The organism is Rhizobium sp. YTU87027 (genome assembly GCF_050644135.1).
Lineage (GTDB): Bacteria > Pseudomonadota > Alphaproteobacteria > Rhizobiales > Rhizobiaceae > Rhizobium.
The window spans coordinates 2,710,693-2,725,830 of sequence record NZ_CP098440.1 but is presented as its reverse complement, the minus strand read 5'-3'; the positions used below and the strand labels follow the sequence as shown (position 1 = coordinate 2,725,830).

The following is a 15,138-nucleotide window of genomic DNA, read 5'->3' as shown; positions in this document are numbered from 1 at the left end:
AAATTAACACTCCGGCAATCATCTTTTGTTACCAATCATAAACCACTTGTTAGTGGCCTGTTCATTATGTAAGGAAAAGGTTGATCACGTGTGGCATTTTTGCCATCGTGTGACCGCATTTAACAGTCAACGGTGTCAAAGAGGGACCATCGGCTGTCTGACGGGGATTGAGTTTGCCGGATCTGAATCGGAATACGAGACCTTGGCGCTTGAGCTGGCGCAATAGGTACACGGACCTTTGCGGAAAGGTGTTTAGGACGGCCATGGCCGCCCTTCTCGCACTCGCTGTTTCGTCGCCGGTTCTGGTCAGCTCGCCTTCCGAGGCGGCTGGCGAAACACGTAGCCTCAAACTCTATTTCATCCATACTGGCGAAAAGGCCGTCATCACCTACAAGCGCAACGGCAGGTACGATCCGAAGGGTCTCGAGCAGTTGAATCGCTTCCTTCGCGACTGGCGTAAGAACCAGCCGACGAGGATGGACCCGCGCCTTTTCGATCTCATCTGGGAAGTCTATCGCCAGAGCGGCTCGCGCGACTATATCAACGTCGTCTGCGGCTTCCGTTCGCCGTCTACCAACGCCATGCTGAAGGCGCGCTCGCGCAATTCCGGCGTCGCCGAGAAGAGCCAGCACATGCTCGGCAAGGCAATGGATTTCTTCATTCCTGACGTCAAATTGGCGACTTTGCGCGGCATCGGCATGAAAATGCAGGTTGGCGGCGTTGGATTCTATCCGAAATCCGGCTCTCCCTTCGTGCACATGGATGTCGGCGGCGTTCGCGCCTGGCCGCGCATGAGCCGCGAAGAACTCGTTCGGCTTTTCCCGAACGGCAACACGATGCATATCCCTGCGGACGGTCGTCCACTGCCGGGTTACGAGCAGGCTGTGGCCGATTACAAGCGCCGCGTAAGTTCGACCCAGGTGCAGATGGCAAGCTCCGGTGCCTATACGGGCTCGTCGTCGAGCGATCAGCCAAAGCATAAGACACTGTTTGCTGCCCTGTTTGGCGGCGGTGCGGATGAAGCCGAAGACAGTTCTGATGATGATAGCAGTGCAGCAGTCGCGGTCGCGAAGGCGTCGCCGCCGGCGGCTAATATGCCAAACGCCGCCGATCCCGGCGAGCAGGCGCCCGCGCAGGCTACTGAGGTCGCAAGCGTCAACGCGCCGATTCCGCAGGTGCGTCCGGCGTTCGCCAATCAGCCAGGCGGTAGCGAGATGGCCAGTGCCCTTGTCGCTCCGCAATCCGGAAATGCAGCGCAAGAGGCCCTTTCTGCTGTGACTGAGCAAGGTCAGCAGCAGTTCGCGGATCTTAGCGCCTATAGCGTACCGGTTCCTTCTCTGCTCGGACCGCGCCGTTCTCCAGGCGACGCGGAAGTCGCTTCGGCTGATCCGTCTGCGATGACGGGGAATCTCGCAGCGGTTCCGACGCCGGGTGAACGACCGGCGCTTGCCGAAAAGCTTCTGGCCGCGGCGGATGCCGATGCCGAAGCCGAGGACGACGTAGCAGACCAGGAGGATACGCTTTCTCCGGCCGTTGCCGATGCCCTTAACCAGCAGAATAGTGGCGGCGACCGTCAGGTCCCGTCTACCCAGTCGCCGGTCACGAGCGTCGAGCAGGCGATTAACGCGGCAACGCCGCAAAAGGTTCCGAGCGAGAAGCAACCGTTGCAGCTTGCCGCACTTGCGCCTACCACGAAGTCTGCAAGCTTCGGCGATGGCTTTGATGCACCGAAGCCGTCGGATGCCAACGCCTTGTCGCAGGGCCTGCCGACCAAGGGTGGCCGCCCGACGAAGCATGAGGCCGCAGAAGCCGACGCCAGCCGCGCGACAATTCGCACCGAGCCGAAGCTGACGCAGAAGATCATCTCGCAGTGGGCGCTTACCAACTCCCGCATGGAGATGGTCACCAAGCCGGTCAAGGCGCCGCGCTTTGTCAGCCAGACGCTTCGCGCCCAGCCGACTTCTGTTTATGCCGACGGCTTCACGAAGACAGCCTCCATCGATCCCGGCCGCTTCAGCGGCAGCGCGGTTAACTTCATGGAAGTGCGGAAGTTCGAGTCGAACTGAGCTGGACACTTAGGAATTTGTAAGAGCTGCTGGAGCGATCCGGCGGCTCTTTTGTTTTCCGGCCCTGTGGCGGAAAGTCGCGCGGCGGAGCGCGGTTTCGGCAAAAGCGTGGGTTGATTTTCATTTCCATATCGAGAATAAAGCGCCTCCAGCATTCTCGATAAGTGAAAATATGGATCTGTCCTCAATCGAAATCTTTCAGGCGGTCGCGTCGACTTGCAGCGTCACGAAGGCGGCGGCTGCGCTAGGCCGTGTGCCGTCGAATATCACGACTCGTATCCAGCAGCTTGAAGAGGATCTTGGGGTGGCGCTGTTTTCTCGCGACCGCAAGAAGATGTCGCTGACGCGCGAAGGTACGATCTTCCTGTCCTATGCGACGCGCCTTGCTGACCTAGCCGAGGAAGCAAGGCAGGCCGTGCGGCCGCTGATGGCATCGGGAGCGCTGCGTGTTGGAACGATGGAGAGCACGGCTGCAAGTCGGCTCCCTGAGGTCATCAGGCGCTTCGGATCGTTGTGGCCCGACGTCTCTCTGCAATTGACAATGGGCGCAACGCGAGAGCTCATGCAGAGTGTGCTAGCCGAGGAGTTGGACTGCGCATTGGTCGCGCGACCGCCAGAGGCGTCGCTCGACAAGATACGATATGCCGATCTCGACCTCAGCAAGTTCGACGCACGGCGCATCTATGTCGAGGATCTGATCCTCGTCCTTCCCCCGAAACATCCTGATATCAAGGACGCGAAGAACCTGCGCATCGGCACACTTGCTGTTATGGAACCTGGGTGCACCTATCGGCGAATGGCCGAGGAGTGGGCTAAGGATGCCGCCTCGCTGCGCGCGCTGGAGCTCGGTTCCTATCACGCGATCCTCGCGAGCATTGTCGCCGGCAATGCCTTCGGCGTCATGCCGCGCTCGGTGTTCGATCTGCTGCGCTGGCCTGTCGATATCGTCACTCGCGAGATCGGCGCCGTGGAGACGTTTCTTGTCCGCTGCAAGGCCGACCGGTCGGACTCGTTCGAGGCCTTTTACGATGTCCTCATCGCCTCGCGAGGCAGGGACGGCCTCTCGCCCCCAAACGGATAACCTCGGCTCGCATCCGTTTCTCAACCAAGACTTCGTTTCACAAACTGTCGGTTCATCATGTCAAATTCCAGCACTCCCAAGGCCGATCCCAGCCACCGCTTTCGCCTGTTTTCGCCGATCCTCGCCGGCGCCACGCTGCGCGAGCGAATGTTTGCCTGCCTTGGGGCGCTGATCGCCATCGCGCTCACCGGCATGGTCTGCGGCTACTTCTTCGGGCAGAGTTCGCACCTGCCGTTGATCGTGGCGCCGATGGGCGCTTCGGCCGTGCTGCTTTTCGCCGTGCCGGCAAGTCCGCTGGCGCAGCCGTGGTCGATCATTGGCGGCAACACGATCTCCGCAATGATGGGCATTCTCGCGGCGCATTTCATCCATGAGCCGATCATTGCGATCGGCGTCGGCGTTTCGCTGGCGATCGGCGCCATGTCGTTCACACGCTGCTTGCATCCGCCCGGCGGTGCCGCGGCGCTGACCGCTGTGCTTGGTGGGCCTGCGGTGACAAGCTGGGGGCTGCTTTTCCCGTTCGTGCCGGTGGCGCTGAATTCTTGCATCCTGGTCGCGCTCGGCATTCTTTTTCATAAGCTCGGGCGGCGAAACTATCCGCATGTCGCCGTTCCGGCACCGGTCAACACGCATCAGACGATCGATCCGCCATCCGCCGTGCGGATTGGCTTCCGCGAGGAAGACGTCGATGCGGCGTTGGCGAAGTTCGAGGAAACCTTCGATATCGATCGCGGCGACCTGAGCCGCTTGCTGCGGCAGGTCGAGGTCGAGGCTGCTGTTCGTTCTCATGGCACCGTCAGCTGCGCCGACATCATGTCGCGCGATGTGATCGCGGTCGGCGAGAACGCCACGGCGGAAGATGCGCGCGCTGTGCTCCTGAAGCACAATATCCGGACGCTGCCTGTGAAGGATGGCAGCGGGCGATTGATCGGGACGGTCGGGTTGCGGGAATTGATTCACGCCGAGCGGCTTGTCGGTCATATCGCTGCGGCTGTGACCGGTTCCCCTGATGCGCCCGCCATCAGCCTGTTACCGGATCTGACGGATGGGCGCACCCACGCCGTTGTCATCGTCGATGCCGGCGGCCAGGTGGTCGGGCTCATCTCGCAAACGGACCTGCTGAGTGCCATGGCCCACATGCTGCCGGAACAGACGGCGCAAAGCGCCGCTTGAAATGGTTGCTAGAAGAGAGTGGTCGGGCCAAACTGCAGATAGGCGGCCAGGCTGAGAGTGGCCAGTGATACCGCGAGCGACGGCGTTGGCGTTCGCATCGCCCAACCGAGCAGCGCGCCGAGCGCCGCGATCAGCATGCCGAGCCATGGCCCGTTGCCGGCGAAGGCCAATCCGAGGGCGGAAACGCTGACGGCACTGGCAACCATGGTGAGCGGAGCGGTTGCCACCGCGATCTGCGTTTCGCTGCGAAAGATGCTGCTGAAGCGCGGCCAGCTCAAGGCAATGGCAAGAACGAGGAAGATGGGGGCGATCATTTGGAGCTGCATCAGCGCGCTCCCATGACCAAGCGATGATCGCTGTCGAAATCGTTCGTGTCGCGAGCGACGGTTTGGCGTGCCGCAAGCGCGCTGCCGACGGCGATCAGCACAGGATTGTCGTAGCCGATCTGCGCGATCCCATCAGGGATCGTTGCGAGGGTGCCGCTCCAGTCGCGCTCCGTCGCCCGGCTGACGTCGCTAATGACAATGGCAGGCGTTTCAGGCGACAGTCCTTCTTCGACCAACCGATCGGCGATCAGCGGGGCCGTTCGTCCTCCCATGTAGAAGACAGTTGTCGTGTGCGGATCGGCGACTGCGGTCCAATCGACATCAACGGGAAGGCCGCCGTGGCGAGAGTGACCGGTGATGAAACGGACAGACTGCGCGTGGTCTCGGTGCGTCAGCGAAATCCCGAGGCGGGAGGCCATGGCGCTGGCGGCCGTGATGCCGGGGATGATGTCGACGGGGATGCTTTCACGATCGAGATGGGCGATCTCCTCGCCGGCGCGGCCGAAGATCATCGGATCGCCGGACTTCAAACGCACGACGCGTTTGCCTGCCTTGGCGAGCTTGACCATCATGTCGTTGATGTCTTCCTGCCGGCAGCTCGTGCGGCCGCCGCGTTTTCCCACCAGCATGCGCTTGGCTTCACGACGCGCTAGCTCCAGTACCTCCGATGACACAAGGTCGTCGAAGAGGATCACGTCGGCCGCCTGCAGGGCGCGAACGGCCTTCAAAGTCAGGAGCTCCGCATCACCAGGCCCGGCACCGACCAGCGTCACACGACCTTTGGAGTGGGCGGGCGCTTCCCGAAGCCGCTCGGCTTCCTTGAGAAGCTGCCCGCCGACGCCCTCCTCCGGCGTATCCAAACTTGAAAAGGCGCGATCGACGAACTTCTCCCAGAAGGCGCGACGCAAGGGGCCGGGCGCCAGCCGCTCGTTGATCCGGTCTCGCAGCGACTGTGCCAATCCCGCCCAGCCTTTCAGCGTCTGCGGAAGCAACGTCTCGATCCGCCGGCGGATCGCCTGGGCGAGGATCGGAGCGGCACCATCCGTCGAGATCGAGACGACGACGGGCGAGCGGTTGACGATCGAGCCGAACTGGAACTGGCAGAGGGCAGGCTTGTCTATGACGTTGACCGGCACACCGGCGATGCGGGCAGCGTCGAAGAAGGCTTTCGCCTCGCCGTCTTCCCCACAGTCGGCGATGGCGATGGCCGCGCCGGCGAAGATCGTTTCATCCCATGCGTGGCAGTGATGAATGAAGCCGCCCTGAGGGTGTTCGGCGCCCCGCAGGACCAGGGTCCCGAAGGTGTCGGAAAGCTCGTCGGCATAGACATGGACCTCCGCGCCGCAGGCAGCGAGAAGCTCGGCCTTCCACGCGGCGGCATCGGATCCGCCGGCGACGATCACGCGCTTGCCCTCAAGCGCCCAGAACACCGGCAGCTTGGCAAGCGGCTCCATGCGGGCGGGTGCTTCACTCCGCGGCTGCTGCAAGACATCCATCGATGATCCCCCTGATCTCGGCGCGGCAGGAGCCGCAGTTGGTCCCGGCATTGAGTTCTTTGCCGACGGCTTCGACGCTGTGGCAGCCGCCGCGAACGGCAGCGACGATCTGGTTGACGCCGACGCCGAAACAGGAGCAGACGGTGGCGCCCGGGTCGGGCTTGTCCGCACCGGGGCGGCCGGCGACGAGCGCGAAGCGCTTGCGCAGATTGGTGTGTTCGGCGGTGAGCTGCGAGATCGCCCAGTTGCGGGCAACCGCTACCGGTTCACGGGCCAGGAACAGCGCCATGAGCAATCGCTTGCCGTCGAAGAAGGCGAGCCTCAGATCGCCGGATTGTTGGTCGGCATAGCCAAGTGGCTCGACGTCGTTGGGGATATCGAAGGTCGTTCGGCACCACGCGCACCAGTCCTCGACCGGCTGGTCGAAGGCGAGTTCCACCCGCCAGCCGCCTTCGGCCTTTGCGAGCGCCCAGTAGGCCGCGTCGAGGTGACCCGGCTTAGCCCCAGAAACGGCAAAGCCGTAGCGCGCCGCCTTGAAGCGCCGTGCCGCGACAGCAACATTCTTGGACGCCGGCTGGCCCGAAATCGCGTCGGTCAAAGGCGCTACGACGGCGTCGATGCGAGCCTTCGCGGCAAACTGATCGTTCCAATGCATCGGTACGAAAATGCTGCCGCGGGCCTGGCGCTCCGTGATCAAGGCACGAACCACGGCCTTGCCGTGCGGGCTTTCGATTTCGACGAGACCGGCGTTGCCGACACCGATCTCGATCGCATCGCGCGGGTGGAGCTCGGCGAAGGGTTCGGCGATATGGGATGAGAGGCGTGCGCTTTTGCCCGTCCGGGTCATCGTGTGCCACTGGTCGCGGATGCGGCCGGTGTTCAGCGTGAACGGATAGTCCGCGGTGGTGCGATCCGAGGCGACCGGCTTCACGGCGACGAAGCGTGCCTTGCCGTCGGCATGGTAGAAGCCGCCCTTGGCGAAGAAGCGGGTCACATCTGCTTCACGGCCTACTGGCTGCGGCCACTGGAAAGGCGATAATTCATCATAGGACTGACGGTTGATTCCGACGTATGCGCCGATATCGAAGTCGCGATTGCCGTTGTTCTCGAAGGCCGAGAGCGCGGCGTGTTCTTCAAAGATCTCCGCATTGGAGCCGAAGTCGAAGGCTTGAGCAAAGCCCATGCGGCGAGCCACTTCGGCCAGCTGCCACCAGTCGGCTCGGGCTTCTCCGGGCGCATCGAGGAAGGAACGCTGGCGGGAGATGCGGCGCTCGGAGTTGGTGACGGTGCCGCTCTTTTCGCCCCAGCCGAGCGAGGGCAGAAGGACGTCGGCGTGGCGCGCGGTATCGGTGTCCTGGAGAACGTCGGAGACAACGACGAAGGGACAGGCCTTGATGGCGGCCTCGACGGCGTCGGCATCCGGCAGGGAAACGACGGGGTTGGTCGCCATGATCCAGAGCGCCTTGATGCGCCCGTCAGCAACGGCCTTGAACATGTCGACCGCCTTCAGGCCCGGCTTTTCGGCAATGGTCGGCGCAGCCCAGAAGCGCTGGACGCGGTCGCGATCCGCAGCACTTTCGATCGCCATATGGGCGGCCAGCATGTTGGCAAGCCCGCCCACCTCGCGCCCGCCCATGGCGTTCGGCTGGCCGGTGAGCGAGAAGGGTCCCATACCGGGCCGACCGATGCGGCCGGTGGCGAGGTGACAGTTGAGGATGGCGTTGACCTTGTCGGTCCCCGACGAGGATTGGTTGACGCCCTGGCTGTAGCAGGTGACCACCTTTTCGGTGGCGGCAAAGAGGCGATAGAATTCGCGAAGCTGCATGGCCGGCAGGCCGGTCAGTTCCAGCACTTCGTTGAAGGAGACGCCTGATGCAGCCGTAAAGGCTTCGGCAAAGCCGTTGGTATGTTCGGCAACGTAATTCTGGTCGATGGCGTTGCTTGCGATCAGGTGTTCGAAAAGACCGATGAAAAGCGCGACATCGCTATCCGGGCGGATGGCGAGGTGCAGATCGGCAATATCTGATGTCATCGTGCGCCGCGGATCGATGACGACGACCTTCATGCCGGGACGGGCCTGCTTGGCAGCAGCCAGCCGCTGATAGATGACCGGATGACACCAGGCGAGGTTCGAGCCGGTGAGGATCACCAGATCGGCAAGCTCGATGTCCTCATACGTGCCCGGTACGGTATCCGAGCCGAAGGCGCGGCGGTGACCCGCGACGGAAGACGACATGCAGAGCCGCGAATTGGTGTCGATATTGGCCGAACCGATGAAGCCTTTCATCAGCTTGTTGGCGAGGTAGTAGTCTTCGGTCAGCAGCTGACCGGAAACGTAGAAGGCAACGGAATCGGGTCCATGCTCGTTGATGGCATCCGAAAACCGCTGTGCGACGAGGTCAAGCGCCTGTTCCCATTCCACCCGCTCGCCGGAAATTTCCGGGTAGAGGATGCGTCCATCGAGATCGACCGTTTCGCCAAGCGCTGAGCCTTTCGAGCAAAGCCGCCCGAAGTTCGAGGGGTGATCCGGGTCGCCCTTGACGGAAACCTTGCCGTCATCGGTGACCTTGGCGATGACGCCGCAGCCGACACCGCAATAGGGACAGGTTGTCTTGACCTCATTCTCCATCATTCGGCCGCCATCATGAGGCTTTCGAGCGCGATGTAGAGGGTGCCATCCTCGTTGCGCACCGGGATGGTCCGGACTTCGCCCTCGTCGGCGCCGAGCGCTTTTCCGGTTTCGAGCGAGATCACCCAGTTGTGCAGCGGGCAGGTGACCGCCTTCGCATGCACGATGCCCTGGGAGAGAGGCCCGCCCTTGTGCGGGCAGTGGTCCTCGATGGCGAAGACCTCGTTTTCCGCCGTGCGGAAAACGGCGATCTTGCCCTGGGGTGTCTTCACGCAGCGGGCGCCGCGTAGCGGAATTTCGGAGATGTCGCCGATTGAAATCCAGTTCATGTCCATCTCCTTATTCAGCGGCCTGCGGATAACCGATGGTCGCCATCGGCTTGAACTCATGCTTGTCCTTGCCGGAGACGCGCTCCGACCAGGGATCGACCTGGGCAAATTTCTGGGAGAATACGAAGCGCTCGTAGTAAGCCTTGCGCTTGTCGGCGTCGCCCATGATCTGGTGGCGGATTTCGTCGAGGCCGACGCGCTTCGCCCACTTGTATATGCGCTCGAGATAGCGGGCCTGCTCGCGGTACATCTGCGTCAGCGCCACGATATGCTCCAGGGCATCGTCCTCGGTCTTCACGAGGCCGAGAACCTCGGTTCCCTTGATGTCGAGGCCGGCAGCACCGGCGAAATGGATCTCGAAACCGCTGTCGACGCAGATGACGCCGATGTCCTTGCAGGTCGCTTCGGCGCAATTGCGTGGGCAGCCGGAGACGGCCATCTTCAACTTGGCCGGCGTCCAGGAACCCCACATGAACTTCTCGATGCGGATGCCGAGACCGGTGGAATCCTGCGTGCCGAAGCGGCACCAGTCGGAGCCGACACAGGTCTTCACGGTGCGCAACCCCTTGGCGTAGGCCTGTCCGGAAACGAAGCCGGCCTTCCCGAGATCGGCCCAGACAGCCGGAAGGTCTTCCTTCTCGATGCCGAGCAGGTCGATGCGCTGGCCGCCCGTCACCTTGACCATCGGGATTTCGAACTTGTCGACGACATCGGCGATGGCGCGCAATTCGTTGGAATTCGTCACGCCGCCCCACATGCGCGGAACCACCGAATAGGTGCCGTCCTTCTGGATGTTGGCGTGGACGCGCTCGTTGATGAAGCGCGACTGGTAATCGTCGGCATATTCGTCCGGCCAGTCGCAGACGAGGTAGTAGTTGAGGGCGGGGCGACACTTGGCGCAGCCGCACGAAGTCTTCCATTCCAGTTCCTGCATGACGGCAGGAATGCTCTTCAAGCCCTTGGCCTTGATGAGGCGCCTGACGTCGTCGTGGCCGAGTTCGGTGCAGGTGCACATCGGCGTGACAGCGGCCGGGTTGTAGCTGTCGCCGAGGGTCAGCGTCATTAGCTTCTCGACGAGGCCGGTGCAGGAGCCGCAGGACGCGGACGCCTTGGTGTGGGCACGCACGTCGTCCAGCGACGTCAGGCCCTTAGCCGTGATCGTCGAGGTGATCTTGCCCTTGCATACGCCGTTGCAGCCACAGATTTCCGCGTCATCCGGCAAGGCTGCAACGGCCGCCATAGGGTCCAGCGGCGACCCTCCCTGGTAGGCCTGACCAAAGATCAGCGTTTCGCGCATCTCCTTGATATCGGTTTGTTTCTTTTTAAGATCGTTGAACCAGGCACCGTCGGCCGTTTCGCCGTAGAGCACGGTGCCGATGATCTTGTTGTCCTTCAGCACGAGGCGCTTGTAGACACCGGCAGAGGCGTCGCGCAGCACGATTTCCTCACGGTCGTCGCCATCGGCGAAGTCGCCGAGCGAAAAGAGCTCGATGCCGGTGACCTTGAGCTTGGTCGGCGTGTCCGAATGCACGAAGGCAGCCGAGCGATCGCCTGACAGATGGGAGGCGGCTACGCGCGCCATCTCATAGAGCGGCGCGACGAGACCGTAAACCATGCCGCCGACTTCCGCACACTCGCCGAGCGCCATGATGCTGCCGTCCGACGTCTGCATGCCGTCATCGACGACGATGCCGCGGTTGACGGCAATGCCGGCGTCCTTGGCCAGCCCGACGCTCGGGCGGATGCCGACCGCCATCACGACCAGGGTCGCCGGAATGATGCGGCCGTCATCGAGTTCGATACCCTCGACCTTGCCGTTGCCGATGATCGCCTTGGTATTGGCCTTGGTGATGACCTTGATGCCGCGTTCTTCCACGGCCTTCTGCAGGAGATAGCCGGCAGCCGGATCGAGCTGGCGCTCCATCAGTGTCGGCATCACGTGCAGGACGGTGACGTCCATGCCGCGCGAGGCAAGGCCGGCCGCTGCTTCGAGGCCGAGCAGGCCGCCGCCGATGACGATCGCCTTCTCGCGAGACTGGGCGGCAAGCAGCATCGCCTGCACATCGTCGAGGTCGCGGTAGGTGATGACGCCGCGCAGATCGTTGCCGGGTACTGGGATGATGAAAGGCACGGAGCCGGTGGCGATCACCAGCTTGTCGTAGTTTTCCGTGACGCCGTGATCCGACGTGACCGTCTTGGCAGCACGATCGATCTTGATGATCTTGTGGCCCTTGTAGAGGGTGATGCCGTGCTTGATGTACCATCCATCGCCATGGATGATGATCTCTTCATATTCCTTCTCGCCGGACAGAACCGGCGAGAGCATGATGCGGTCGTAATTGACGCGCGGCTCGGCGTTGAAGATCGTGACCTGATATTGGTCCGGCGCCTTTTCGAAGAGATGCTCGAGCATGCGCCCGGGCGCCATGCCGTTGCCGATGATGACAAGCTTCTCAGTCATAGTTTTCAAGTCCTCAGATCAGGTCGCAGCGACGGCTTGTGCGGAGAGGCCCTGGCGGTCGAGCTGCTTGACCGACAGGTGCATCCAGATGAGCGAGATAACGACAATCGCGAAGAGCAGCATGAAGCAGCTCGACCAGAGGCCGGTCATGTCCTTGAGCAGGCCGAAGGCGATCGGCAGGATGAAGCCGCCAAGGCCGCCCATCATGCCGACGATGCCGCCAACCGCGCCAACGCTTTCGGGGTAGTAGGCAGGGATGTGCTTGTAGACGGCCGCCTTACCGAGGCTCATGACAAAGCCGAGCGCGAAGATGACGACGATGAAGACGCCAGGCGTGATGCCAATTGCGGCGCCGGACCCGGCAGCCGGGAGCGACAGGATGAGTGTCGCGGCGGCCGCGACCGCGAACATGACATACATCACGCTGCGGGCGCCCTTCTTGTCGGAAACGACGCCACCGAAGGCACGGAAGATGCTGCCGGGAATCGAGTAGGCGGCAGCGACCATGCCGGCGACTTCGAGATTGAAGCCGTAGACGCCGACCAGATAGCGGGGCAGCCACAGCGACAGGGCAACGAAACCGCCGAAGGCGAAGAAATAATAGAGGGAGAAGCGCCAGACCTGGACGTTCTTCAGCGGCGCGAATTCCTGCGCCAGGCTCTTGGAGGCGAGCTTGCCTTCGCGGCGAAGACGGAAGGCCGGATCATCCGTCGTGGTGAACCAGAAGACGATTGCCATCAGCGCCAGGCTGACGGCCCAGATCTGAGCAACGGCCTGCCAGCCCCAGGCGATCAGAACGAAGGGTGCTGCGAATTTGGTCACCGCGGCGCCGACATTGCCGGCGCCGAAGATGCCAAGCGCCGTTCCCTGCTTCTGCGCCGGAAAAAAGGGCGAGACATAGGCGACGCCGACCGCGAAGGAGCCGCCGGCGAGTCCAACGCCGAGCCCGGCGATCAGCATTTGCGTATAGGTATGGGCATAGGAGAGGAGGAAGGTCGCCACGGCGGCGGCCAGCATGGTGAGCGTGTAGACGAGGCGGCCGCCGTAACGGCTGGTCCAGATGCCAAGGACGATGCGGACGAGCGAACCGGTCAGGACTGGCGTGCCGACCAGCAAGCCGAACTCGGCCTCGTTCAGACCAAGCTCCTGTTTGATGCGGATGCCGATGATCGCGAAGATCGTCCAGACGGCGAAACAGAGGGTGAAGGCAATCGTGGACATCCACAATGCTTTGGCTGGTTCGCCGGCGGACATGGACTGCGTGTTCCTGATGACAGACATAGCTTCTCCGGGGCCCGACAAGGTCGTGCCGATCCATCGCTAGGGGTTAAAAACAAAAAGCCGCTGGTCAGGGCGCGCATATACGGGAGGTGCGCGGGGTATCCTGATCAGCGGCTTTGCTGTGAGCGCCCATCGTTGGACACCGAATTCTTGGCCTCTTGGCCTGCTCATAGCAAAGCAAGGACCGTGCCAGTTTTATTAAGGCATTGTTTTTAAATGACTAAGCTCAAATCTACCAAACGAGACGAGCATATGTTGCTCTAACGCATGTGCGGTCATCGCTCTAAAAATTGTGCAATGCGCATAAAATAAGCACGCGCTAGCGGCGAGCCTGGCTGGCGATATAGCTATCAACGTCAGCGGGATCGAACAGACCGCCGTCGAAAAAACCGTCCGGCCCGAGTGTCAGCGCGCCGCTCGAGCCGACCGGCGTCGCGACTCTCAGTGCGCCTTCCACCTTGGAGCTTGCGGCCGGCATGGCGACGTCAAGCGCCTTCAATGCGCTTCGGTAGATGTCGGGTCTGTAGGTGTCGTTGGCGATCTGCTGGTGTTCAGCCGTGTGCCGGATATGTCCCCAGCGAACCATCTGCGTATAGAACCACAGGGCGTGGCTCTTCCAAGGGAACGTCGCCGCCTTGGCGTTGGGGACGAAAAAGTCCTTGATGCTCAGCGTTTCTCTCCCGCCGATGCGCAGGAGGCCGGTCAATGCAGGCAGCAGACTTTCTGGGGGCCGATCGACATAGGCGGGCTTCGCCAGCAGGTTCGCAAGCTCTTCGTGATTGCGGCTGTCCGCGCACCAGAGGGAGGCCGTGTAGAGTGCCTGCAGGAGGGCTGCCAAAGCCTCTGGGTGACCGTCGGCCCAGCGGCTATTGACGCCAAGCACCTTTTCCGGGCTCGATTTCCAGATGGCCGCCTTCACCGTCGCCAGGTGAGCGTGGTTGTGAAGCACGCCGAGCGTGTTCCACGGCTCGCCGGCGCAGTAACCGTCGATGAGGCCTGCAGTCAGCGCGTCAGCCATATCGGGCGGAGGCAGAATGCCGATCTCCACATCCTCGTCGGGATCTATGCCGCTGGCAGACAGCCAGTAGCGCAGTTCGTAGTTGTGACCAGAATAGGGGTGGACGACGCTGAAGCGCAGACGCTCGCCTTTCCGACGATTAATGATCTGCCGCAAGGCGAGACCGCTCGCGCGGGCATCGAGATCAGGCGAGGCGCCGCATTCGGCCATCTCGCTCCAGAGGTCGGCAGAGACGGTCACGGCATTGCCGCCAAGTCCAAGCGCCATCGGCACGATCATGCGCGGTGCAGGTGCGGTCAGTCCGAGATTGCAGGCGATCGGCATGGGCGCGAGAATATGCGCCACGTCGACATGGCTGACAGCAAGTCGGTCGCGTATTGTTGCCCAGGAGCGTTCACGCACGAGCGTTAGCTCGATTTCCTGTTCTGCCGCAAAGCCCTTTTCCTTGGCGGCGACCAGAAGTGCGCTGTCGAGAAGCGGCAGGAAGCCGGCGGTGATCTGATGTGTGCTCGTCATGCGTCGGTTCCTGGATCCAGAAGGCTTGCGGCGGTAATCAGGCTTTGGGCGATCTCGACGATCTTCCTGTTCTGGTTCATGGCTGTTCGACGCATGAGCGCATAGGCTTCGTCTTCCGTCAGCCCGCGGGATCGCATCAGCAATCCTTTGGCGCGGTCGATCAGTTTACGGTTTTCCAGTTCGCCGCGCGTCTCTTCCAGTTCGCGGTTCAGGCGCGAGAAGGCATTGAAGCGGCTGATCGCCATCTTGAGGATCGGACGTACGCGCTCCTGCTTCAGGCCGTCGACGATATAGGCGGAAACGCCAGCCTCGACGGCGGCCTCGATTGAAGCTTCGTCCGACTTGTCGACGAACATTGCAATCGGGCGTTTCACCGCGCGGGAAATCTGGAAGATGCTTTCCAGCATATCGCGGTTCGGGTTCTCGATGTCGATCACGATGACATCGGGGTTGATCTCCATGATGCGCCGCGCAAGGCCGTTCATGTCGTCGATGATCGTGACGTTGTCGTAGCCCGCCTCACGTAGGCCAACCTCGATGATCGACGCGCGGATGCTGTTCTCGTCTATGACGAGGACATTGAGGTCGCCAGGCTTGGAAGAACGGTTGGCCACGGATCTACAGCCGGTTGGTGATGTCGGGCATGCGCGCAAAATGAGATAGCGTCGGCTTTGGTATCGCGAAAGGTGCCATGCTGTGGTTGTGTTGCTCTATGATCTCTGAGGCCAAGGTCGAAGCCCCTCATGGCGCCATTGAATGCGC

General features: G+C 62.1%; 11 protein-coding genes. 3 read left to right on the top strand and 8 right to left on the bottom strand.

Features of this window, described 5'->3' with window-relative positions; genetic code table 11:
• The first annotated feature begins 173 nt into the window (after nt 1–173).
• From NBG89_RS13570 to NBG89_RS13560, 3 genes are all read left to right on the top strand, one after another.
• Nucleotides 174–2,066 carry a DUF882 domain-containing protein gene (locus NBG89_RS13570; RefSeq protein ID WP_431320392.1) on the top strand — a complete coding sequence of 631 codons (1,893 nt, stop codon included), beginning with the start codon at nt 174–176 and terminating at the stop codon, nt 2,064–2,066.
• Between the two features lie 172 nt (nt 2,067–2,238).
• On the top strand, nt 2,239–3,147 hold the full coding sequence (locus NBG89_RS13565) for a LysR family transcriptional regulator (RefSeq protein ID WP_431320391.1): 909 nt from the start codon (nt 2,239–2,241) through the stop codon (nt 3,145–3,147).
• Between the two features lie 57 nt (nt 3,148–3,204).
• Nucleotides 3,205–4,320, top strand: a complete 1,116-nt coding sequence (locus tag NBG89_RS13560; RefSeq protein WP_431320390.1) for an HPP family protein — start codon at nt 3,205–3,207, stop codon at nt 4,318–4,320.
• 8 nt (nt 4,321–4,328) lie between these two features.
• On the opposite strand, the gene NBG89_RS13555 is transcribed toward NBG89_RS13560, so the two are convergent.
• From NBG89_RS13555 to NBG89_RS13520, 8 genes are all read right to left on the bottom strand, one after another.
• Nucleotides 4,329–4,646, bottom strand: a complete 318-nt coding sequence (locus tag NBG89_RS13555; RefSeq protein WP_431320389.1) for a hypothetical protein — start codon at nt 4,644–4,646, stop codon at nt 4,329–4,331.
• Nucleotides 4,646–6,142, bottom strand: a complete 1,497-nt coding sequence (cysG, locus tag NBG89_RS13550; RefSeq protein WP_431320388.1) for a siroheme synthase CysG — start codon at nt 6,140–6,142, stop codon at nt 4,646–4,648. Before cysG ends, NBG89_RS13555 begins: the two co-directional genes overlap by 1 nt.
• Nucleotides 6,114–8,771 carry a molybdopterin-dependent oxidoreductase gene (locus NBG89_RS13545; protein WP_431322689.1) on the bottom strand — a complete coding sequence of 886 codons (2,658 nt, stop codon included), beginning with the start codon at nt 8,769–8,771 and terminating at the stop codon, nt 6,114–6,116. Before NBG89_RS13545 ends, cysG begins: the two co-directional genes overlap by 29 nt.
• Nucleotides 8,771–9,106, bottom strand: coding sequence for a nitrite reductase small subunit NirD (gene nirD / locus NBG89_RS13540; RefSeq protein WP_431320387.1), 336 nt, complete (start codon nt 9,104–9,106; stop codon nt 8,771–8,773). Before nirD ends, NBG89_RS13545 begins: the two co-directional genes overlap by 1 nt.
• 4 nt (nt 9,107–9,110) lie before the next feature.
• The gene (nirB, locus tag NBG89_RS13535; protein ID WP_431320386.1) at nt 9,111–11,561 is read right to left on the bottom strand and encodes a nitrite reductase large subunit NirB; all 2,451 of its coding nucleotides are present in this window, start codon (nt 11,559–11,561) and stop codon (nt 9,111–9,113) included.
• A gap of 18 nt (nt 11,562–11,579) precedes the next feature.
• Complete coding sequence (locus NBG89_RS13530) at nt 11,580–12,842, bottom strand: MFS transporter (protein ID WP_431320385.1); 1,263 nt, start codon at nt 12,840–12,842, stop codon at nt 11,580–11,582.
• 319 nt (nt 12,843–13,161) lie between these two features.
• A complete protein-coding gene (locus tag NBG89_RS13525; protein ID WP_431320384.1) occupies nt 13,162–14,376 on the bottom strand; it encodes an ABC transporter substrate-binding protein in 1,215 nt (404 codons plus the stop codon).
• Nucleotides 14,373–14,990 carry an ANTAR domain-containing response regulator gene (locus NBG89_RS13520; protein WP_088693299.1) on the bottom strand — a complete coding sequence of 206 codons (618 nt, stop codon included), beginning with the start codon at nt 14,988–14,990 and terminating at the stop codon, nt 14,373–14,375. The genes NBG89_RS13525 and NBG89_RS13520 overlap by 4 nt, the downstream gene beginning before the upstream one ends.
• Nucleotides 14,991–15,138: the final 148 nt, after the last annotated feature.

Excerpts from the sequence above, each read along its gene's own strand:
- NBG89_RS13565 (WP_431320391.1), top strand. The coding sequence starts at position 2,239 with ATGGATCTGTCCTCAATCGAAATCTTTCAGGCGGTCGCGTCGACTTGC.
- NBG89_RS13560 (WP_431320390.1), top strand. The coding sequence starts at position 3,205 with ATGTCAAATTCCAGCACTCCCAAGGCCGATCCCAGCCACCGCTTTCGC.
- nirB (WP_431320386.1), bottom strand. The coding sequence starts at position 11,561 with ATGACTGAGAAGCTTGTCATCATCGGCAACGGCATGGCGCCCGGGCGC.
- NBG89_RS13545 (WP_431322689.1), bottom strand. The coding sequence starts at position 8,771 with ATGGAGAATGAGGTCAAGACAACCTGTCCCTATTGCGGTGTCGGCTGC.
- NBG89_RS13530 (WP_431320385.1), bottom strand. The coding sequence starts at position 12,842 with ATGTCTGTCATCAGGAACACGCAGTCCATGTCCGCCGGCGAACCAGCC.
- cysG (WP_431320388.1), bottom strand. The coding sequence starts at position 6,142 with ATGGATGTCTTGCAGCAGCCGCGGAGTGAAGCACCCGCCCGCATGGAG.
- NBG89_RS13555 (WP_431320389.1), bottom strand. The coding sequence starts at position 4,646 with ATGCAGCTCCAAATGATCGCCCCCATCTTCCTCGTTCTTGCCATTGCC.
- NBG89_RS13525 (WP_431320384.1), bottom strand. The coding sequence starts at position 14,376 with ATGACGAGCACACATCAGATCACCGCCGGCTTCCTGCCGCTTCTCGAC.
- nirD (WP_431320387.1), bottom strand. The coding sequence starts at position 9,106 with ATGGACATGAACTGGATTTCAATCGGCGACATCTCCGAAATTCCGCTA.